Source organism: Microbispora triticiradicis (genome assembly GCF_005864065.1).
Lineage (GTDB): Bacteria > Actinomycetota > Actinomycetes > Streptosporangiales > Streptosporangiaceae > Microbispora > Microbispora triticiradicis.
This window is the reverse complement of record NZ_VANP01000004.1, coordinates 159,670-179,576: the sequence shown is the minus strand read 5'-3', so window position 1 is coordinate 179,576 and position 19,907 is coordinate 159,670. Positions and strand designations below refer to the sequence as shown.

Annotated in this window: 20 protein-coding genes and 1 riboswitch; of the genes, 9 read left to right on the top strand and 11 right to left on the bottom strand. The window is 70.2% G+C overall.

Translation table 11 applies throughout. The features are described 5' to 3' along the window. The first annotated feature begins 119 nt into the window (after window positions 1–119). From helR to FED44_RS35750, 3 genes are all read left to right on the top strand, one after another. Window positions 120–2,267, top strand: a complete 2,148-nt coding sequence (helR, locus tag FED44_RS12140) for an RNA polymerase recycling motor ATPase HelR (RefSeq protein WP_117410231.1) — start codon at window positions 120–122, stop codon at window positions 2,265–2,267. 115 nt (window positions 2,268–2,382) lie between these two features. Beyond that, a complete protein-coding gene (locus tag FED44_RS38420; RefSeq protein ID WP_208758939.1) occupies window positions 2,383–2,940 on the top strand; it encodes a DUF4158 domain-containing protein in 558 nt (185 codons plus the stop codon). Continuing rightward, window positions 2,829–3,173, top strand: a complete 345-nt coding sequence (locus FED44_RS35750; RefSeq protein ID WP_167521448.1) for a hypothetical protein — start codon at window positions 2,829–2,831, stop codon at window positions 3,171–3,173. The genes FED44_RS38420 and FED44_RS35750 overlap by 112 nt, the downstream gene beginning before the upstream one ends. Window positions 3,174–3,322: 149 nt before the next feature. Here the strand turns inward: FED44_RS35750 and FED44_RS12130 are convergent, their stop codons facing one another. Continuing rightward, window positions 3,323–3,775 carry a MarR family winged helix-turn-helix transcriptional regulator gene (locus FED44_RS12130; protein WP_138460701.1) on the bottom strand — a complete coding sequence of 151 codons (453 nt, stop codon included), beginning with the start codon at window positions 3,773–3,775 and terminating at the stop codon, window positions 3,323–3,325. Between the two features lie 60 nt (window positions 3,776–3,835). Between FED44_RS12130 and FED44_RS12125 the strand changes: the two genes are divergently transcribed. Together FED44_RS12125 and FED44_RS12120 are read left to right on the top strand one after the other, a co-directional pair. Then, the gene (locus tag FED44_RS12125; protein WP_111697601.1) at window positions 3,836–4,204 is read left to right on the top strand and encodes a VOC family protein; all 369 of its coding nucleotides are present in this window, start codon (window positions 3,836–3,838) and stop codon (window positions 4,202–4,204) included. Further along, the gene (locus FED44_RS12120) at window positions 4,191–5,054 is read left to right on the top strand and encodes an NAD(P)H-binding protein (protein WP_111697600.1); all 864 of its coding nucleotides are present in this window, start codon (window positions 4,191–4,193) and stop codon (window positions 5,052–5,054) included. Before FED44_RS12125 ends, FED44_RS12120 begins: the two co-directional genes overlap by 14 nt. Window positions 5,055–5,377: 323 nt before the next feature. Here FED44_RS12120 and FED44_RS12110 read toward each other — a convergent pair whose 3' ends face one another. Together FED44_RS12110 and FED44_RS12105 are read right to left on the bottom strand one after the other, a co-directional pair. After that, window positions 5,378–8,347 carry a Tn3 family transposase gene (locus tag FED44_RS12110; RefSeq protein WP_244301858.1) on the bottom strand — a complete coding sequence of 990 codons (2,970 nt, stop codon included), beginning with the start codon at window positions 8,345–8,347 and terminating at the stop codon, window positions 5,378–5,380. Between the two features lie 117 nt (window positions 8,348–8,464). After that, a complete protein-coding gene (locus tag FED44_RS12105; RefSeq protein WP_138460700.1) occupies window positions 8,465–10,570 on the bottom strand; it encodes a HelD family protein in 2,106 nt (701 codons plus the stop codon). Between the two features lie 187 nt (window positions 10,571–10,757). Here FED44_RS12105 and FED44_RS12100 point away from each other — a divergent pair, with 187 nt between their 5' ends. Together FED44_RS12100 and FED44_RS37245 are read left to right on the top strand one after the other, a co-directional pair. Further along, window positions 10,758–11,102 carry an ArsR/SmtB family transcription factor gene (locus tag FED44_RS12100; protein ID WP_111697771.1) on the top strand — a complete coding sequence of 115 codons (345 nt, stop codon included), beginning with the start codon at window positions 10,758–10,760 and terminating at the stop codon, window positions 11,100–11,102. Continuing rightward, window positions 11,099–12,196, top strand: a complete 1,098-nt coding sequence (locus FED44_RS37245) for an SRPBCC domain-containing protein (protein WP_111697772.1) — start codon at window positions 11,099–11,101, stop codon at window positions 12,194–12,196. Before FED44_RS12100 ends, FED44_RS37245 begins: the two co-directional genes overlap by 4 nt. A gap of 309 nt (window positions 12,197–12,505) precedes the next feature. Here FED44_RS37245 and FED44_RS12090 read toward each other — a convergent pair whose 3' ends face one another. After that, the gene (locus tag FED44_RS12090) at window positions 12,506–12,751 is read right to left on the bottom strand and encodes a hypothetical protein (RefSeq protein ID WP_111697773.1); all 246 of its coding nucleotides are present in this window, start codon (window positions 12,749–12,751) and stop codon (window positions 12,506–12,508) included. Next, window positions 12,748–12,993 (bottom strand): hypothetical protein, encoded by a 246-nt coding sequence (locus tag FED44_RS12085; protein WP_208758938.1) that lies wholly within the window; start codon window positions 12,991–12,993, stop codon window positions 12,748–12,750. Before FED44_RS12085 ends, FED44_RS12090 begins: the two co-directional genes overlap by 4 nt. Window positions 12,994–13,125: 132 nt before the next feature. On the opposite strand from FED44_RS12085, the gene FED44_RS12080 reads away from it, so the two are divergent. Continuing rightward, a complete protein-coding gene (locus tag FED44_RS12080) occupies window positions 13,126–13,755 on the top strand; it encodes a TetR/AcrR family transcriptional regulator (protein WP_111697774.1) in 630 nt (209 codons plus the stop codon). A gap of 180 nt (window positions 13,756–13,935) precedes the next feature. Here the strand turns inward: FED44_RS12080 and FED44_RS12075 are convergent, their stop codons facing one another. The 3 genes from FED44_RS12075 to FED44_RS12065 form a co-directional block, all read right to left on the bottom strand. After that, window positions 13,936–14,409 (bottom strand): dihydrofolate reductase family protein, encoded by a 474-nt coding sequence (locus FED44_RS12075; RefSeq protein WP_244301857.1) that lies wholly within the window; start codon window positions 14,407–14,409, stop codon window positions 13,936–13,938. A 7-nt stretch (window positions 14,410–14,416) separates the two neighbouring features. Beyond that, window positions 14,417–14,557 carry a hypothetical protein gene (locus FED44_RS12070; protein WP_208758937.1) on the bottom strand — a complete coding sequence of 47 codons (141 nt, stop codon included), beginning with the start codon at window positions 14,555–14,557 and terminating at the stop codon, window positions 14,417–14,419. Between the two features lie 169 nt (window positions 14,558–14,726). Then, a complete protein-coding gene (locus FED44_RS12065) occupies window positions 14,727–15,401 on the bottom strand; it encodes a CHAP domain-containing protein (protein ID WP_138460699.1) in 675 nt (224 codons plus the stop codon). A gap of 13 nt (window positions 15,402–15,414) precedes the next feature. After that, window positions 15,415–15,549: riboswitch (cyclic di-AMP (ydaO/yuaA leader) on the bottom strand. 326 nt (window positions 15,550–15,875) lie between these two features. Here FED44_RS12065 and FED44_RS12060 point away from each other — a divergent pair. After that, window positions 15,876–16,223 (top strand): hypothetical protein, encoded by a 348-nt coding sequence (locus FED44_RS12060; RefSeq protein WP_111697776.1) that lies wholly within the window; start codon window positions 15,876–15,878, stop codon window positions 16,221–16,223. A gap of 35 nt (window positions 16,224–16,258) precedes the next feature. Here the strand turns inward: FED44_RS12060 and FED44_RS12055 are convergent, their stop codons facing one another. The 3 genes from FED44_RS12055 to FED44_RS12040 form a co-directional block, all read right to left on the bottom strand. Then, window positions 16,259–17,467: a hypothetical protein gene (locus FED44_RS12055; RefSeq protein WP_111697777.1), complete on the bottom strand. Its 1,209-nt coding sequence runs from the start codon at window positions 17,465–17,467 to the stop codon at window positions 16,259–16,261. Between the two features lie 537 nt (window positions 17,468–18,004). Beyond that, window positions 18,005–19,237, bottom strand: a complete 1,233-nt coding sequence (locus tag FED44_RS12045) for a sensor histidine kinase (RefSeq protein WP_244301856.1) — start codon at window positions 19,235–19,237, stop codon at window positions 18,005–18,007. Further along, window positions 19,234–19,887 (bottom strand): response regulator transcription factor, encoded by a 654-nt coding sequence (locus tag FED44_RS12040; RefSeq protein ID WP_138460698.1) that lies wholly within the window; start codon window positions 19,885–19,887, stop codon window positions 19,234–19,236. The genes FED44_RS12045 and FED44_RS12040 overlap by 4 nt, the downstream gene beginning before the upstream one ends. Between the last annotated feature and the right edge of the window lie 20 nt (window positions 19,888–19,907).

Genomic DNA, 19,907 nt, shown 5'->3' with positions numbered 1-19,907 from the left:
ATAGCGCACCGGGGGGCTTGCCACAAGACCCCGGTCGTGCCGCACAATCGTCGGCCGAGGCCGGGCCTGCGCCCACGGGGGACGCCGGCGCACCACCGGACCGGATCGGAGCTGATGCCGTGAACCCCTTGACCACCAGCGCGTTCGATCTTCCCGAGCACCTGTCCCACAAGACCGGCCCGGAGCTGATCGCCGAGGACGAGCGGCACTTCGCGGCCATCGCGGAGAGCCTGCATCAGTCGGTTGCCGAGCTGTCCGGCCGTCTCGACGCCGAGCTCAGGGCGCCCGGCGGCGAGGGCCGCGAGGCGCTGGACCGCGACCTGGAGATCCACCGGCTGACCGCCCGCCTGCGTACGCTGCGCCGCTTTGGCCTGGACCTGTGCCTGGGGCGCATGGTCGGCGCGGACGGTTCCGAGCCCGTGTACGTCGGGCGGCTCGGCCTCACCGACAGCGCGGGCCGCCGGCTGCTGCTCGACTGGCGCTCCCCGGCGGCCGAGCCGTTCTTCGGCGCCACCCACGCCAACCCCATGGGCCTGGCGAGCCGCCGCCGGTACCGCTGGTCCGGGGGCCGCGTCAGCGACTACTGGGACGAGGTGTTCACCCCGGACGGGCTGGAGGGGAACGCCGCGCTGGACGACCAGTCCGCGTTCATCGCCAGCCTGGGCGGCAGCCGGTCGTCGCGGATGCGGGACGTGCTCGGCACCATCCAGGCCGACCAGGACGCCGTGATCCGCGCGGGATCCCGCGGCGCTCTCGTCGTCGACGGCGGTCCCGGCACGGGCAAGACCGTCGTCGCCCTGCACCGCGCGGCCTACCTGCTGTACGCCGATCCCCGCCTGGGTCGGCGCCGGGGCGGCGTGCTGTTCGTCGGCCCGCACCAGCCCTACCTCGCCTACGTCTCCGACGTCCTGCCCAGCCTCGGGGAGGACGGCGTACGGACCTGCACCCTGCGGGACCTGGTCACCGAGGGAGCCTCGGCCGGGACCGAGACCGACCCCGAGGTTGCCCGCCTGAAGTCGTCCGCCCGCCTGGTGGAGGCGATCGAGCCGGCCGTCAGGTTCTACGAGAACCCGCCGGCCACGGGGATGACGGTCACGACCCCCTGGTCGGAGGTGTGGCTGAGCCCCGACGACTGGGCCGAGGCGTTCGAGGCGGCCGAACCCGGCACCCCGCACAACGACGCGCGCGACCTCATCTGGGAGGAGCTGCTCACGATCCTGGTGGACCGGCACGACGGCGACGCCCCGCCCGACCTGGTCCGCCGGTCGCTGCTGCGCGACAGGGAGCTGCTCACGGTCTTCAACCGGGCCTGGCCCCTGATCGAGGCGGCCGACCTCGTCGGAGACCTGTGGTCGGTGCCCGCCTACCTGCGGATGTGCGCCCCCTGGCTGAGCGTGGAGGAGATCCGCGTCCTGCAGCGCGCGGACGCGCAGGCCTGGACGGTGTCCGACCTGCCGCTCCTCGACGCGGCGCGGCAGCGGCTCGGCGACCCGGAGGCGTCCCGCCGCAGGCGCCGGAACGAGGCCGCCGTCGCCGCCCAGCGCGAGCACATGACCCGGGTCGTCGAGGACCTGATCGAGGCCGACGACTCCGAGATGCTCGTGATGTCGATGCTCCGCGGGCAGGACATGCGCGACGCCCTGGTCGACGAGGCCGGGCTGGCCACCGGTGATCCGGACCAGCTCGCCGGCCCGTTCGCGCACGTCGTCGTGGACGAGGCTCAGGAACTGACCGACGCGGAGTGGCGGATGCTGCTGCGGCGCTGCCCGTCCCGGAGCTTCACCGTCGTCGGGGACCGCGCCCAGGCGAGGCACGGGTTCACCGAGTCGTGGCGGGAACGGCTGGAACGGATCGGGTTCGACCGGATCACCCTGGCCTCCCTGAGCATCAACTACCGGACGCCGGAGGAGGTCATGGCGGAGGCCGAGCCGGTCATCCGGGCCGTGCTCCCCGACGCGAACGTGCCGGTCTCGATCCGCAGTGGCGGCGTCCCCGTCGTGTACGGCCCGGTGTCGGAACTGGGCACGGTGCTCGGCACGTGGCTCGCCGAGCACGCCGAGGGGATCGCCTGCGTCATCGGCGACCCCACGTTCGAGGAGACGCCACGCGTCCGGTCACTTACCCCGGAGCTGTCGAAGGGGCTGGAGTTCGACCTGGTCGTGCTCGTCGACCCCGACGCGTTCGGCGACGGCGTCGAAGGAGCGGTCGACCGCTACGTCGCGATGACCCGGGCGACCCGGCAGCTCGTCATCCTCACCAGCCCCTGATTGGCCCCGGTCTCCTATCTCTGACCCACGGTGCAAAGTAGCTCCGGTGTCTGGCCGGGCCCCGTTGCTTGGCGCCCTCTCGCTTCGTTACGCCGAATGAGGAGACGGCGGAGGGGTGGGAGCGTTCAAGCGCCGGGAGTGGTCGCCCGAGGATTTGGCGAAGTACGACTTGGCGTCCCGCTCGGCGAAAGGTCACCGTACGCAGATCCGGGAGGCGCTCGGCTTCCGCCCCGCGACCCGGGCTGATGAGGAGCGGCTGACCGCCTGGCTGGCGGCGGAGGTCTGCCCGGTGGAGCTCGTGGAGGAGCGGCTGCGTGCGGCGGTACTGGTGCAGTGCCGTAGTGACCGCATCGAGCCGCCGGGACGGATCGAGCGGATGGTGGCCGCGGCGCGGGCGCGAGCCGACCGGCAGTTCTGTGCCCAGACCGTCGCGCGACCCCGTGGCCCAAGGCGTAGAGGGGTGAGGCGGCGACCACCGACGTCAAAGGATGCTCGCGGAAGCGACCCTCCTGCACAGCCTCGTTTCCTCGAACATGCCCATCCCGCAAGAACGGCGCCACCGTGGAGAAGGTCGACGCCGAGAGCGTCCAGTGCGGCATCTTCTACACCCTCAACGGCTGCCGAAATCGACGCCCGAAGAAGCCCAGGTCAGACGAGATGGCGGACATCCTGACCGCAACGGCCCCGCCAGCAAGGGAAGTTCGATTACCTGCCGCGCAGGCTCGACAACGGCCCCACTGTGCCCGCGCCAGCGTTACCACACTCCCGGCCCCGCTCCACGACATCGTGAAGGTGTTGCAGAAGACCTGCCGTTTGCAACAACTTATGAAACGCGATCGCCGCAGGTCGCTCAGCGCGAGGCGGGGTGTTTCACAGGCGACCATCTATGAAACAGGCACGCTGTAGCCGCTGGCCGAGGCGGTCTGGCTGTTGTGGTCGGGTAGCCGGAGGCCATTGCTGACCCCCGGCCCCGTGGTTCAGCCGCCGAGGCCGCCGTAGATGTGTACTTCGAGGCGCTGCGGCAAGTCGAGGGCCGACGGCTTCGCCGCGGCAACTCAGCCGTTGCCGTCGCGCAGGGAATGGATCATGCTTCGCAGTATTCGGAGCGTGTCCGCCTGTTCTGCCTCGGTCAGTCCGGCCAGCATCCTGTCCTCGACGGAGCGGACTGCTTTGCTCGCCTCCTCCAGGCTCTCCCCACCGAGAGGCGTGAGTCGCGCGGGAAGGGCCTTCCCGACCGGCGCCTCCGCCGGCCTGGTCACGTAGCCGTCCCGCTCCAGGGCCCGGAGCAGCACGTTCATCGACTGCCGCGTCACGAAGGCGCCCCGTGCGAGCTCGGAGTTCGACAAGCCCGGCCGTTGCGCGAGCAGCTCAAGACACGAGTAGTGCGTGATCGTCATCCCGAGCGGCCGCAGCACCTCCTCCATGGCTACGCGCAGGGCACTCGACGCCTCCTTCAGCAGGTAGCCCAGTGATTTGTCGAGGTCGATGCGGTCCCCGTTTGGACTCATGTCAGCATTCTGACACACTGGTTCGTGTCAGTAGGCTGACACAAACCTAAGGAGTACGCCATGCCGGCCACCGGCCCCGATTTCATCTCCCTCCAGGTACGCGACCTCGACGCCTCGCAGGCGTTCTACGAGCAGTACCTCGGCCTCGTCCGCTCGCAGGCCGGCCCTCCGCACGCGGTCGTCTTCGAGACCAAACCGATCGCGTTCGCGCTCCGCGACCTCATCCCCGGCACCGACCTCGACTCGGTGACCCAGCCCGGCATCGGTGTCGCGCTCTGGCTCCACGCCACCGACGTCCAGGCCATCCACGATGCGCTCGCCGGCGACGGCCACACCGTCGTCTCCGCGCCGATCGACGGCCCCTTCGGCCGCACGTTCACGTTCGCCGACCCCGACGGCTACCAGGTCACGCTCCATGACCGCGCCTGAGCCGTCCCTCCTGGTCTTCGGGGCCACTGGCTCGCTTGGCCGCCACGTCCTGAATGCGCTGCTCGACCGAGGGCTCGCTCCCGAGTCGATTACCGCGGTCGGCCGGAACCGGCCGCGCCTTAGCGAGCTCGCGTCCGCGGGGTTCAACACCGCCGCCGTTGACTTGTCCGACGCGGTCGGCGTCGCCGACGTGGTCGCCCGGCACACCGATGTCGTGCTGATCTCCGGCAGCGACCCGAATCGCTGCGCTCAGCACATCTCTGTCATCGCGGCTGCCAAGGGCGCGGATGTCCGGCACGTCTACTACACCAGCGGCGTTCGGGCTGACGACGACCGATTCCAGATCAACGCCGACCATAAGGCGACAGAGGATGCGCTGATTGCCTCCGGGCTGACGTACACGATCCTCCGCAATACCTGGTACATCGAGAACTACATCCCGGCGCTCGCGGCTTGCCGCCACACCGGAGTCCTGGCCGCGGCGACCGGCGACGCCGTGGTGGCGGCAGCCAGCCGGTTGGACCTTGCCGAGGCATTGGCCGTCGTCGCCACCACTGAGGGGCACGACAACGTCAGCTACGGCCTCTCCGGCGACACGGACTTCAGCTACGCGGACATCGCGGAAGCGATGTCCGTCGTCCTGGAGCGAGACGTCATCTATCAGCCGGTCGCTCCGGACGAGCTGCGGGCGCTGCTTGCCGGCTCTGGGATGAGCGAGGAGTTGGCAAGCTTCTTGGTGAATCTCGACGAGACCATCGCCGCGGGGGCGTTCGCTCGTGTCGGCGACGATCTGTCCCGGCTCCTCGGCCGACCGACAACCGGGCTCGTCGCCGGACTGAGGGCGCCATGAGGGGCAGGGCCGGCGCGGGCGGGCCGTAGCCGAGGCCGGCGCCACCCCCGCCGCAGATCGGCGCTGCTGGATCAACACAGTCAGCCTCGATCACGTTGAGGCGGCCATCCAGGGAGGCATCACGCAGGCGGACCATGGAGCCAATACTCGTCTCCAGCAGCCACGCCGAGGCGATGAGATGAGATGAGATGATCTTCCACTCCTCGCGTACGGCTCCGTGGGCCCCGCCCACGATCGCAGCGCGCGGCCGGCCTCACGGGAGTGCGCGTTACGCAATGCTGTACGGCCGCGCGCGAAGTCCTTCATCGTCGCTCCGTGCTTGATTAGTCGGCGGCATCCGCCGCGGTGCGGGGGCGGGGCACCGTGAGCCCCAGGTCGAGGCGCTTGTCCATATCCAGGCGGAAGGTCCCGTACGGGTTGACGTTCGACCAGAACAAGGCGGTCAGGCCGCGCCGGTCCTCGTCCGTCAGCTTCTTCGCCCACGTAGGTTCGGCGAGGATCTGCTGCACGAGCAGCGTGTTGACGTGCACGAGCGCGGACTGCAGCAGGTGCAGCGCGAGCATCGAGGTCTCGGCGTGCTCCTTGTCCGGGCCGGTCAGGGCGCCGTCCTTGCCGTAGTGGAGCACGGTGTTCGCGCTGTTCCAGTTCTCCACGACCTGCAGCCCGCCGTGGATCTCGCGGCGCAGCTCCGGGCTGGCGAGGTAGTCGCAGGCGAAGATCGTGCGCACGGCGCGGCCGAGCTCTTCGAGCGCGGCGTACGTGGGGTGCTTGGGTCCGCCGCGGGTGAAGCGCCGCAGCACCTGCTCGGCCTCCGCGGTCCCCAGCCGGAGCGCGGTGGCGTACTTCACCAGCTGGTCGTACTGCTGCTCGATCAGCTCCCAGCGGATCGGGCGGGTCAGCGAGCCACCGAGCCCCGGCCAGCCGAGCGGGGTGTCGTCCGGGCGGTACAGGCGGATGCTGCCGATGTTCTTCAGCCGGGGCAGCAGCCGGAAGTTCAGCAACTCGGTGAACGCGAACCCGACGACGGAGGCGCCGTGGGTGTCGACGTACTGGGACTCGATCTCGGCGTCCGTGCAGTGCCGCAGCAGGCCCTCGATCATCGCCGCGACCTCGGACGACGAACAGCTCTTGAGCTGGGAGTAGATGCAGACGTTCTTCTTCTCGACGTGCCAGTAGATCATCACGCCGTTGCCGCCGTAGCGGGCGTGGTACTCGGTCATGAAGTTGGACGACCAGGACCCGAACTTCTTCGAGTCCGACGCGCACGCCGTGCCCTTCCCCCACCAGGACGTGTCACGGGCGGCGAAGGTGGCGTTCACCAGTTTCGTCACCGCGGCGCGCAGGTTGTCGACGGTGATGAAGTGCCGGCGCACGTGCCGCAGCGCGACCTCGGTCTCGCCGTGCTCGCCGGTCGCCACGATCGCCCGGATGCCCATGTTCGTGCCCAGCGCGAACAGCGCCAGCAGCAGCCGGCGCTGCAGGGTGGGCCGGTCGATGCGCTCGTACGCGGCGATGGAGGAGAACTCGTCGGTAAAGCCGGACAGGAAGTCGGCGTTCTTCAGCATGTCCAGCAGATCGAGGACGCCCCAGCGGCGTACGACCTCCTCCTTGAGCGCCTGCAGTCCGGTCGGCTCGGCCAGCGGCTCCAGCTTCGGGACGGTGATCCACGGCTCGCCCTTGCGGGTGGTGACCTTCACCCCGCCCGCGGAGCCATCCGCCAAGGCGGCACTCAGCCGGTCCAGGCCGGCGGTCATCCGCTGCTTCAGCCCGGCGATGAATTCCTTGGGGTCCTCGGGCTGACGGATCGCGGCGTAGTGCACCGCGCGGGCGGCCTCGAAGTCGCCGGGCAGATCGTCCTCCGGTTTACACCACCGCTGTGCGCCCTTGACGTAGATCTCCCGGCGGCGGATCGCATCCCGCAGCGCCACCAGCACGCACAGCTCGTACGGGATCCGCTCGATCCGCCCGCGGTCGTCCACCACGGCCTCGCGCCAGTCCTTGCGCACCACGCCATCCATCGGTACCACCGCGTCCTCGCGGTAGTAGCGCACCTTGCCGTCCACGCCGGCGTAGGACTGCAGCAGCGCGAGGGCGTCCATCACCGGCCGGTAGGCGGTGTTGTTGCACTTGAAGCCCAGCGTCTTCAGTAGCGGCAGCAGCATCTGCCGGTAGTAGCTGCTGTAGGAGGACCGCAGCGTGGTGCGGACCTTGGCCTTGAACGCCTTCTCGTTCACCTTCGCCTCCGCGACCAGGTCCCGCAGCGTCTTCTCCCCGACCACCGGGAACAAGGCCCTGCGTACGATCTCGTCCGGCTTGCCGATGGCGGCGTCCGCGAGCTTGAAGATGATGCCTTCCTTGCCGCGGACCTTCCGCAGCTCGTCCGTCAGCTGCCGCTCCACCCGCCGCTCCGCACGAGCGTTGATCTTGTGGACCAGGGCGATGAGCAGTTCCACGAGCGCGTCGGTGATCTCCGCCTGCCGCGATGCGCACAGCGTGGCCAGCAACGTCGTCCGCACGTCCTCGCCCCCGTCGCGGAAGTCCGAGGGGTACATCTTGATCGCCCGTGCCCGCCAGGCCGCAACCAGCTTCTCCGAGCAGTCCGCGAACAGGCCCGCCGGCAGCTTGAGCCCCCGTACGGCGGTCAGCTTGGTGATCTCCGTCAGCAGCGAGTCCAGCCCCACCGCCCCCGGGTCGCGCTTCAGCGCGGCCAGCAACGCGGTTCCGTCCTCGTTTCCCTCCGCCACCAGCTTCAGCAGCCGGCCGGCGCACTGCTCGCCCAGTCGCGCGACGGTCTGGGCACAGAACTGCCGGTCGGCTCGCGCCCGCGCCGCGGCCACCATCCGCTCGATCCGTCCCGGCGGCTCGATGCGGTCACTACGGCACTGCACCAGTACCGCCGCACGCAGCCGCTCCTCCACGAGCTCCACCGGGCAGACCTCCGCCGCCAGCCAGGCGGTCAGCCGCTCCTCATCAGCCCGGGTCGCGGGGCGGAAGCCGAGCGCCTCCCGGATCTGCGTACGGTGACCTTTCGCCGAGCGGGACGCCAAGTCGTACTTCGCCAAGTCCTCCGCCGGCACCTTGACCACGTCGGCCACGTAGTCGACCGCGGCCTGCGGGAACTCCTCGATGAGCTGGGGGAAGCGGCCCTCAAGCTCGAAGAACTTCAGCATCAACGCGAAGCCCAGCCGGGTCGGACCCGACTTGTTCGCCATCAGGTCCCAGTCGCTGCCCACCAAGGTCCAGCACGCCACCACATCCTCGGGCGACCACTCCCGGCGCATGAACGCTCCCATCCCTCCGCCGTCTCCTCATTCGGCGTAACGAAGCGAGAGGGCGCCAAGCAACGGGGCCCGGCCAGACACCGGAGCTACTTTGCACCGTGGGTCAGAGATAGGGGACCGGGGCCTGATTCAGCGGCCGCCGGGTGCCCCGCTTCGGTGTACGGCGATCGTGCACAGTCTCCTGGTGGCACGGGTGAGGGCGACGTACAGGTCACGCTCCCCGCTGGGACGGGCCGCGACGATCTCCTCTGGGCCGACGACGACGATCGCGTCGAACTCCAGGCCGCGGGCCTCGGAAGCCGGCACGAGACGCGCCCACTGTGCGACACCCGCGGACGCCATCTCCTCGACCCGGTCATCCGCACAGATCACGGCCAGCAGTTCGCCCGGGTGTGCCGCGGCCTGCGCCCGGAGTTCCTCAACCAACGTGGTAGCGAGTGCGTTCGGATCTGCGGCGAGGTTGCGGGGAGGCTCGCCGTGGCGGATAGACCGGCTCGGCGTCTGGCCGGGGGCGATCCGGGCGAGCAGGCCGTGGGTCGTCGCCAGGATCTCCTGGGTCGTGCGGTAACCGATGGTCAGGGTGTGCAGGGCGAACCGGCTGCCCAGGTGCGGGCCCAGCGCCTGGGACCAGTCGCCCGCGGCGGTCGCGGGGCCCGCCTGGGCGAAGTCGCCCACCAGCGTCATCGACCTGGCCGGGCACCGGCGCATCACCATCCGCCACTGCATCGCGGTCAGCTCCTGGGCCTCGTCGACCACGACGTGCCCGAACGTTCGCTCCGGCGGCCCGTCCACCAGGGCCGCCGCCTCATCCAGCAGCGGTGCGTCGGCATCGGTCCACGGGGCATCGGGGGAACGCGCCAGCCGGGAGTGTTCGTCACCGGAGAGCGACGGCAGATGCCTCGCCATCGTGCGAGCGTCCGCCAGCAGCGCCCGTACGACCGCTTCGGGTGCCAGCCGCGGCCAGAGGGACTCCACCGCACGGTCGACGCCGGCGTCGCCCGCGAGGTCCGCGCGGACGGCATCCGCGTCGAACACCTCGGCCGGATCCGCGGCCGGCGCGTCGTCGAAGCCGAGAGCCCGCAGATCCGCCGCGGCCGTGGCGTCGAGATCCATGCCCGTGCTCTCGGCGACCTCGGCGTCGATGAGTTCGAGGGCCTCGACGGCTCCGCGCTCCAGGGCGTCCGTGACCAAGTCGATCAGGTGTTCCTTGAACACCTCCCGCGCGCGGTTGTGCGCCAGGCCGCTCGCCACCGCGGCCTGCCGTGCCGCCGCGACGTCCACGCTCGTCAGGCGGACCCACTCCTGCCCCGCACGCACCGCGAACCCGCCGCCCGGTGCCTGCCGGGAGCGCACCAGGTCCGCGAGCGCCCCGGCCAGCGCCGAACCCCCCTTGAGGCGCGCGACGTCGAACGGCTCCGTGGCGGCGGGCACCACCCCGGCCAGCTCCGCGCAGGTCGCCAGGAGCACGTCGTTCTCACCGAGCGAGGGCAGCACCCGGGAGACGTAGTCGAGGAACCGCGCGTTCGGCCCGAGCACCAGCACCCCGCGTGCGGCGGCACCGGGGAACGCGTACAGCACGTACGCCGCCCGGTGCAGCGCGACGACGGTCTTGCCCGTGCCGGGGCCGCCCTGCACCACCGTCACGCCCCGGTGCGGGGACCGGACGATCTCGTCCTGCTCCGCCTGCAGCGTCGCCACGGCGGCCCGCATCCGCCCCGTCCGCCGCGCCTCGAGTGCCTCCGTCAACGGACCGTCGCCGACGACGTCGCCGACCGCGGGCGCGGATCCGTCCAGTAGCTCGTCGCTCACCGCACGGACCGTACGGCCCTCGACCCGCAGATGACGGCGCCGCCGCAGGCCCATCGGGTGGACGGCCGTCGCCGCGTAGAAGGGCCGCGCGGCCTCCGCTCGCCAGTCGACGAGCAGCGGCAGCTCCCGATCGCCGGTGTGCAGGCCGAGCCGTCCGATGTGCAGGACGGTTCCGTCCGCGCCGTCGATCCGGCCGAACGCCAGCCCCTCCTCGGCCCCCTCCAGCCGGCGAAGCCGGCGCGCCAGACGCTCCGCTTCGACATCGCGCGCGTACGCCTCACCCGCGCTACCGGCTGATGACCTCAACACGTCCGCCAGCCTGGCACGTGCATCCGCCAGCTGCTCGTCGAGCAGCCTGTACATGGGGGCCACGTGGGCCTGCTCCACCTCGACCTGTCCTGCGGCATCCTCGTCGAACTGCGGCAACAGCAGCGCTCCTCTCGACTCGGCCCTCCACTATGCGGCCCGATTCCCGCGAAAGTAAGGCTTGACTTACTTATCCGAGCCGATCGCCCACCACTGCTCGCGATTTTCGCGCCGCCACCCCTTGTCCCGGCCACGGTTCCGTGCCTATTATCAACACATCGGTTGATAAAGAGGTTGGTTGATAAAGATGTCGATTGACGAGGCGGAGGATCGCCTGGACCGGGCGTTCGCCGCACTGGGCGACCCCGTCCGGCGCGCGCTGATCGCCCGGCTGTCACGGGGCGAGGCGACCGTGAACGAGCTCGCGGAGCCGTTCCCGATCACCAAGCAGGCCGTGTCGCGGCACATCCAGGTGCTGGAGGCGGCCGGGCTGATCACGCGGAGCCGTGACGGCCAGCGCCGTCCGTGCCGTCTGAACCCGGCGGCGCTGGAGGAGCTGACGAGCTGGATCGACACCTACCGGCTGACCCGCGAGGGGCAGTTCCGGCGCCTCGACGACGTACTCGGCGAGATAAGGGAGCAGGAACCATGATCGAGAACCCGACCACCATCACGGCCCAGCCCGGCAGCCCGTTCATCGAGGTCGTCCGCGAGTTCGACGCGCCGCCCGCGCGGCTCTTCCGCGCGTACACCGACCCCGAGCTGGTCACCCGCTGGCTCGGCCCGCGTGACATCGAGATGCGCCTCATCGAGTACGACGCGCGCCCGGGCGGGGCGTACCGCTACGTGCACCGCGACATCGAGGGCAACGAGCACGTCTTCCGCGGCGTCTTCCACACCGTCACCCCCGGCGAGCGGATCGTCCAGACCTTCGAGCACGAGGGCACGCCCGATGTCGTCAGCCTCGACTCGGCGACGTTCGAGGACCTCGGGGGACGCACCCGGCTGTGGACCCGGTCCGTGTTCCCGACCGTCGAGGCCCGTGACGCCATGATCGCCAGCGGGATGGAGCGCGGCATCCGCGACGCGATGGACCGCCTCGGCGAGCTGGCTCACGACCCGGCCGAGGGCCGCCCGGAGGCGAGCCGGGTCGTCGTGGACATCTCGATGTCGCTGGACGGGTACGTCAGCGCGCCGGGCGTCGACCTCGAACACGGCCTGGGGGTGGGCGGCGAACCGCTGCACGCCTGGGTGACGGACGACCGTACGCCGCGAGACGCGGAGATCCTCCACAAGTCCTTCACCGACACCGGCGCGGTCATCATGGGCCGGCGCACCTTCGACATCGTCGACGGGCCGAAGGGATGGAACGACGAGGTGGGCTACGGCCACGACCAGGACCAGATCGCCGCCCCGCCCGTCTTCGTCGTCACCCACTCGCGACCCGAGAAGGTGCGGCTGGGCGAACGGTTCCGCTTCGTCACCGACGGCCTCGACAGTGCCGTGGAGAAGGCGCGTGCCGCCGCCGGCGGCAAGGACGTCGTGATAATGGGTGGCGGCACGATCGCGGACGCGTTCCTGCGCGCCGGCCTGGTGGACGTCCTCCGGATCCACCTCGCCCCGATCATCCTCGGCGGCGGCACGTCGCTGTTCCCCGAGGGCATGCCCGAGTCCCTGCGCCTGGAGCCGCTCGAGTCCGTGTCCACCCCGGCCGCCGAGCACCTGACCTACCGTGTGGTCAAGTGAGGACAGGCGGATGACTCGGCGGGTCAGCTGTGCGGTGCAGGCAGGGCCGGGGCCATCCATGTCACACAGGTCACCGAGCGTACGGGGCGCGAGGCGAGCCCACAGCGCCGCGGGCACAGAACCGCCGCCGCTGGTGTAGGCGGGCAGATCGGGCAGGTCGTGGATGTCGAGGTGGCGGACCTGCTCGGGCGGTGTGGCCTCCAGGAGGGCGCCGATCGGATCGTGCCAGCCGGAGACCCGCCGCCGCACCTGCTCCAGTTCGTCGTCGGAGCGGACACCGGGCCGGTCGGCGGCGGCGCCCAGAGCCCACTACACCCGGCCCGGCGCGACGGGGTGAATGAGGAAGTACCTGCCGCGGCCCAGGGTCATGCTGCCGCCCGCCGCGATGGAGGTCTCGGCCAGGGCGCGCATCGCGTTGGGCGACTGCGACAGGCCGGACCCCACCTCCCCGAAAGCGTGCACGCGCACATCCACCCGCCAGCCGATGCGGCGTAGGGCGACGGCGGCGGCCAGACCGCCGATGCCGCCCCCGATCACGATCGCGTGGCCGGTCACCGGTCCTCCCTGTCCAGCGGCGGAGCCTGTTCGAACACCTTGGCCATCCACGCGAAGGTGGCGTGCGCCTGACGGACGCGTGCGGCCCGTTCGTCGTCGGGGCCGACCAGGTCAAGGCCCTGGCGGGTGATGTCGAGGAACGAGGCGATCCCCCCCACCTGCTGCCGCACCACCGCCTGCCAGGCGTCGTCGGCCATCCGGTAGTACATGGTGCGATCGCCCGGCCGGGTCCTCTGCGACAAGACGCCAAACCGGGAGTGATCATGTCTCGCCCCCACGCCTGTCAAGGTACGTCGAGTGCCTTGACGATCCGCTAATCTTCCCACCGGACCCACAGGTAAGGTACGCGCGGTTGTGAAGCGGGAAGGCTCGCGGTGAACGACTCGGTCAGGCCTCCGGGGTCGGGGCGGACGCGACGCCGCGGCGCCTCCCTGGAGGAGGCGATCCTGCGCGCCGCGGTGGACGAGATGCTCGAATCCGGGTACGCCGGACTGACCATGGACAAGGTCGCCACCCGCGCCGGCACCAACAAGAACGCCATCTACCGCCGCTGGCCCAACCGTCTCGCGCTCGGCATCGCCGCCTACCGGCAACTGGCCACGGCGGTGCAACCGCCCGACACCGGCGACCTGCGCGGCGACGTCCTGGAGATGCTGCGCCTGGCCAACCGCCACTGGAGCTCCCCCCTCGGCGCGATCCTGCGCGAGCTGATGTCGGCCGCCGGCGGCGCGCAGGAGTTCCTCACACAGTTGCCGGAGCAGTCCGGCGACGCCGCGGCCGCCGCCTGGCTGACCATCCTGGGGCGGGCGGTCGCGCGCGGCGAGGCGTCGCCCGAGGCGCTCCATCCCCGCGTCGCCACGACGGCCGTCGTCCTGCTGCGCAACGAGTTCGTCGTACGCGGGGCGCCCACCGCGCCCGACGATGTCCTCGTCGAGATCGTCGACGAGGTGTACCTGCCGTTGGTGCGAGGCCGCGGCACCGCTCACCATGGTGGAGACAGCTGACAGGCGGGGACCGGGTCCCACGAGTCCCTACCGCCATGCGGTGGAACCGTCGGCGCTCAGGCGTTCTCTGATGAGAGGGCGGCGTCGGCTGCCTGATCAGGGACAGCGATGCGCGAACGCGGCCGGAGGCCCGATCTTCTGTCGCCGTTCGCGGTGGGCTTGTTCGCGTACCCGCTCATGTCAACGGCGCACCCGATAGCGCAGGTGAAGCACCCGGTTGCCCTGGATCACCACGTCAGGGTCCTCCAACAGGTGCTGCGCGTGGACCGACCCGAAGTAGCGCTTGCCGGACCCGAACACGACAGGCACGACGTCCATGCGCACCTCGTCGACCAGGCCCGCGGCGAGCACCTGGCCGCCGACGTCGCCGGCGGCGACCTCGACCATGCGGTCACCCGCGAGCTCCTGCGCCTTGGCCACGGCCGCCTCGACGCCGTCGACGAAGTGAAACGGCGCCTCGGGGTCCCAGCCCTCGGGCATCGGCCGGTGCGACACGACGACCACGTGGTCGATGCCACCCGGCGGCTTGCCGCCCCAGCCGTCCGTCAGGTCGAAGACGTGGCGGCCGACGATCGTGACTCCGATCTGGTCCCAGTACGCCCGGGTGTAGTCGTAGGACGTCTGCGACACCTTCAGCTCGCCGCTCTCGTCCAACGGGACGTCACCGCGGCGCCCCGAGATTGACGATGAGCAACGCCGCCGGCATCGGCGGCAGCGTCAGCCGGGCGTACGGCGGCGCACCCTCCAGGTAGTAAAGGTCGTCGATCAGCCCGTCCAGCGGCGGTCGCGGCACTCTGGACACGTACTCCACACCGACGGTCTCGCCGACCCCCCGCCGGGATGGTCCGGCCGTGCTGCCGCCGGAAACGGGCGAGCGTCCGGCGTTGCGCGGCCGGCAGGTCGGTGCGCCATGAAATGCGAGTTCATCGACACCGTCCCGATCGGCGGAGACGTGGGAACCCGGGATCTCGTCAGGAGGTGAGTTCGGCGGGGTAGACCGGGTAGCCGTACCCGGCGACCTGCCAGGTGGGGCGGGTGCGGGCCTCGACGGCTCCGTTGCCGGTGTTGCCCTCGACGGTGCGGATCGTGCCGTTGCCGTTGTCCCTGACGACGAAGCCGACGTGCTGGATGTCGTCGATCTTCTTGCTGCCGCTCCAGCTGAAGAACACCACGGCCCCGGGCTTGGGCGTACGGCCCCAGCGGCCGTGGTCGGCGAACCAGCGGGCGTGCTCCACGGTGTAGGCGTCGGAACCCATGACCGGCTGGATGCCGAGCTGCTGGCCGACCCAGGAGACGAACATGTCGCACCAGGGGGCGTTCTCGTACTCTTCCAGCGCCCCGCCGTCCCGCGCGAGGGTCTCGCGGGCGCGCGGGCTGGTCATGTACCACTCCTGGAACTTGGTCCCGCCGCCGTCGGCGTCCTCGCTGATGCCGACCTGGCTCGCGGCCAGCTTGATGACGTCCTGGGGGCCGACCTTGGGCAGCCGGGCGGCGATCTCGGTCAGGGACGGCGCGGCCACGGCGGCCGGGCCCTTGCCGGCCGCCGGGTTGTCCGCCGCCTGCGCGGCGGGCGGGGCGATCGCCACGGCAGAGGCGAGGACTCCGCCGGCGAGGGCCGTGCGCAGACAGGTCGTGAGGGCGTGCATGATGGGCGAACTCCCTTTGCTTCCATGCTGCCGACCGGGTTAGCTGACGGGTTCGGGCTGGAAGTCGCCCTACGGCAGGTATGCCGATTCACCCCAGGAAGAGGTTGGGTCCCCGGCTCCGCTCGCGCGGATTAGGCAGCCGAACGGCAGGCCGAGATCGGCCGGCCGCGTCGGTGTGAGGTGGGCTTTCTTGACCACTGAGATGAGCAAGTGGGCCCCGAGTTGCCCAAAACGTAATAGACACGTCCAAACCAGTCAAGTGATGACAAGTCGGGTTTTGCCTGGTGAGACGCCGGGGCGGCGAGAGCAAAGGGCGGGTTCGCCCGCCCCACCGGGGTTGCCGCGTTCCCCTTCTTCTCCTCTGCTCACACCTCGGTTCGCTCACAGCGAACGCGCCTCGCTGACCTGGGGTGTGGCCGATCCTCGTACCGGTGATACGGCTGAGCGCCTGGGGGTGAAGTGCAACGCGGCCCCGTGACCTTCGAGGTGCGCGGTGGCATCGATCGACCGCACCAGTCGGGAGTTGCCGGCTACACCACGCCGGACCGGATGGCCGCCAAGATCCGCGCCGAGCTTGTCCTGGCCGCGGTGCGCGAGGCTGCCGGACCAAGGCCCGGCGAACACGAGCCCGACGCCGAGAAGGGCACCGGCATCGCGACGCTGAGCGTCGCACGAGGCGGGGGCGGCGCACCACGGCGACACAACCACCTGCCGTTGTGCGAGCAGTACTACAAGTCGCGCCGGGCAGTGCTGTTCACGCCGGTGTACGCCGCCGCCCCCGCGCGGGGACGAGGCGGCGCGGCGCCGCCGGCTCGGAGATGACCATCGTCTTCATGGCGTCACCCCGGGCGGTGCGGTCAATCGCAGGACGGGTACGGCCATGGGCCGTTCAGGTAGTTGAACATGGCGTTCCAGCTGTAGTACCAGTTCTCCGTGTTGGACTGGCACGCAATGAAGTTGTAACCGAAACTGCCCGAGTCGTCGTCGGGGTAATTGGTGAAGAGCGTGCTGTGGAAGACCAGAAACCATTTCGCCCTGTTGCCGTTGTGTGCCCAGCACAGGGCTTTCAGGGTCTGGTCGCCCATGATGCCGGCCTCCTCCAGGTGTTGGAGAGCCGGCCATATCTCAGTCAGATCCCTGGGACGGTCCCAGCCGGAGATGGGCAGAAAATCTCCGCTGTTCGGTTCGAGGACGGCGACCCGGTTTCCCGCGGTGAGCCAGTAGTAGCCGTTGCCGTCGGTCGTGGCGCAGGAGATTCCGTTGGCCCAGTGGTCTTTCTCTTCTTGACCGAAGTCTCCGCGGTCGATCCGGCCGAGCCCCGCCCAAATCTCCGTCAGTCTCGACGGCGACCAGGTGAGAGAGTTTCCGTAGCCGTTCGTTCTCGCGCAGTATGGGCCGTTGAACAGCCACCACATTCCGGTGCGGGGGACGAAGGTGCACGTGTCCAGCCCGCTGTCGAACTCCGCATGGCCCTTGAGGCAGGGCCATCCGTAGGTACTCCTGAAGTCCCGAGGGTTGACGTGCATGGAGTTCCCGTCGTACTCCGTGGAGAAGTAGATCGACGACACCGAGGACTCGTCCGGATTCGAATTGGTGGCGGTGAAGGCCCAACGCTTGTTGTAGAGGTTGATTGAGTTGACAGTCCACCACCGCAGGCCGTTCACGGTGGCCGGAGGGTCCCATCCTCCCGGGGGGACGTAGCCCTCGTCCGGCTCTGGCATCACGGTAGGATCGGGGATGTATCCCACCAATTTGACCCTTCCGTCCGGCACGCCGTTCGACACCACCTTGATCGACTCCGCCTCGGCGTCGATATAGATACTTATCGCCTCGAAGAGCGGCGCGAGTTCTTCGATTGCCTCCATGGACGCGTTCAGAAGCTGATCGAAGAGCTTCTCCATGCCGTCGATCCAGATGACCGCCTGTTTGCTCAAGTGAATGGTGTAGCGAAGGCCGTCCAATTCGGTGTAGACGTCCCCGCTGATGTCGGCCTTCTCGGTGTCGGCCCTCCGAGGACGCGTGCGGTGCACCAGCGTTCCATCGACAGGTTGATTGGGAAGCGGCATGGCGTCTCCTCAGGACCGTCACGGACGTGCGCTCGGCAGCGCGCGAGATACGACAAATCACACAGCTGTCATTACATCGAGTTTATGAGCGGTGATGCGCCTGTACAAGAGTTCTACGACAGGCGGCCGAGCCTCCGCAAAATCCCACCGGGCGTCCCACACTACGACCTCGATGTTTCCGCTGCCCAGAGATATGCGCTGGATTTCCGGCGGATACCGCACCGACCCGAGGCCCGAAATGACGCCTCCGGAATCTCCTTACCGGCCTGATATGCGTCCGCCAAACGGACATCGTCACAGACCCGGCCCATCCCGCGATCCTCATGTGCCCCAATAGTTCTCGCCGAAAGAACAACGTTGAGCGGCGACGGCCCAGCTCATAGGGGAAATCACGTCGCGCGGGACGCCTTCTCATGTGGCGCGGTATCTGCGTGACGGTCACGGGTGAGGGGTGCTGTACCGCCTACGACACCGGTTCGTGCCTGTGACGTATCGGCCGCTGGCGTGTGACACGTTTCGCTCGCACTCCGGTCGCCCCTACCTGGGCAGACGTACGGTGACCACCAGGCCGCCCTCCGGGCGGGCGCGGGCGTCGGCCGTGCCGCCGTGCGCGACCGCGATGGCGCGGACGATGGACAGCCCGAGCCCGGCGCCGCGGGCGGACCGGATCCGGTCGCCGCCGTGCCGCCGGAACGGCTCGAACAGGTCACCGACCTCGTACGGCGGCACCGGCGGCCCGGTGTTCTCCACGGTCAGGCACGCCCCGGCGTCGTCCTCACGCAGGCGGACCCAGACCTCCCCGTCCCGCACGTTGTACTTGACGGCGTTCTCCAGCAGGTTGACCAGGCAGCGTTCCAGGAAGAGCGGATCGCCGTGCGCGACCGCCGGATACAGGTCCTCGTGGACGGTGACCTTCCCGCGGCGCGGCTGCGGGCCGATCTGCTCCATCGCCGTACGGACGACCTCCCGTAGGTCCACCGGCCTGCGGGTGGTGATCTCCTGCTCCGACTGCGCCAGCATGAGCAGCCCGTCGATCAGCCGCTCGTACCGGGCGGTGGCGCCCAGCAGGGCCCGCGCCAGCGCCTTGAGGTCCTCCGACGCCGCGGGCTCCTCCAGCGACACCTCCAGCACCGTACGGTTGACCGCCAGCGGGGTGCGCAGCTCGTGGGAGGCGTTGGCGATGAAGCGGCGCTGGGCGTCGAAGACCCGGTGCAGCCGGTCGAGCATCGCGTCGAAGGTGTCGGCCAGCCGCTTGACCTCGTCCTGCGGGCCGCGCAGGGCGATCCGCTCGTGCAGCGTGCTCTCCGACAGCCGCTGCGCGGTCTCGGTCACCCGGTCGAGGGGGCGCAGCGCGCGGTCGGCCACCAGGTAGCCCAGCACCACCGCGACCACCCCGACGAGGATCATCACGATCAGCGACGACCGGAGCACCTCGTCCAGCACGTCGGCCGCGCCCTGCTCGACGTCGGTGCGTATGCGCCGCGCGACCACGTCCGTGCCGAGCACGCCGCCGGGCAGGGTGTCACCTGGCAGAGTGTCACTGGGCAGGGTGGAGCCGGGCAGGGCGGAGCCGGACACCGCGGGGGTGGGGCGCGCGCCGCCGGTCACCTTGTCCACCGCCACGACGAACCGCTGGTTGAGCGCCCGGGCGGTCAGCAGGTGGGTGAACCACAGCAGCACCGAGCCCGCGACGAAGAACAGCCCGCCGTACAGCAGAGTGAGCCGCGTCCGCAGCCCCAGCCTGCGCCACACCAGCAGACGCCGGGTCACAGGCGGTACCCCCGGCCCGGGACGTTCTCGATCACCGGGGGGTCGCCCAGCTTCCTGCGCAGCGAGGTGAGGGTGACGCGCAACACGCCCGTCCCGGCGCCGGCGTGCTCGTCCCACACGCTCGCGCGCAGCCGCGCCGAGCTGACCAGTCCGCCGCCGGCGCGCATCAGCTCGCGCAGCACGTCGAACTCGCGGCGGCCCAGCGCCACCTGCCGTCCGTCCCGGATCACCGTACGGCGGGCCGGGTCGAGCCGGATCCCGGCCCGCTCCAGCACCGGCGGCGCGGCCCGGGGCGAGCGCCTGGCCAGTGCCCGGACCCGCGCCACCAGCTCGGCGAACGCGAACGGCTTGACCAGGTAGTCGTCGGCGCCCAGGGCCAGACCGCCGACCCGGTCCCGCACGCGCCCCGCCGCGGTCAGCATGAGGATCCGGCTCGCGCCGCTCGCGGCGGCCAGCTCCCGGCACACCTCGTCCCCGTGCACGTCGGGCAGGTCGCGGTCGAGCACCACCACGTCGTAGTCCACGTAGGCGGTCAGCTCCAGCGCCTCCCGGCCGTCGTAGGCCACGTCCACCGCGATCGCGTGCAGCCGCAGCCCCCGGGCGACGGCGTCGGCCAGTTGTTCCTCGTCCTCGACCACCAGCACCCGCATCCTCGCCTCCCGCTCGGCAC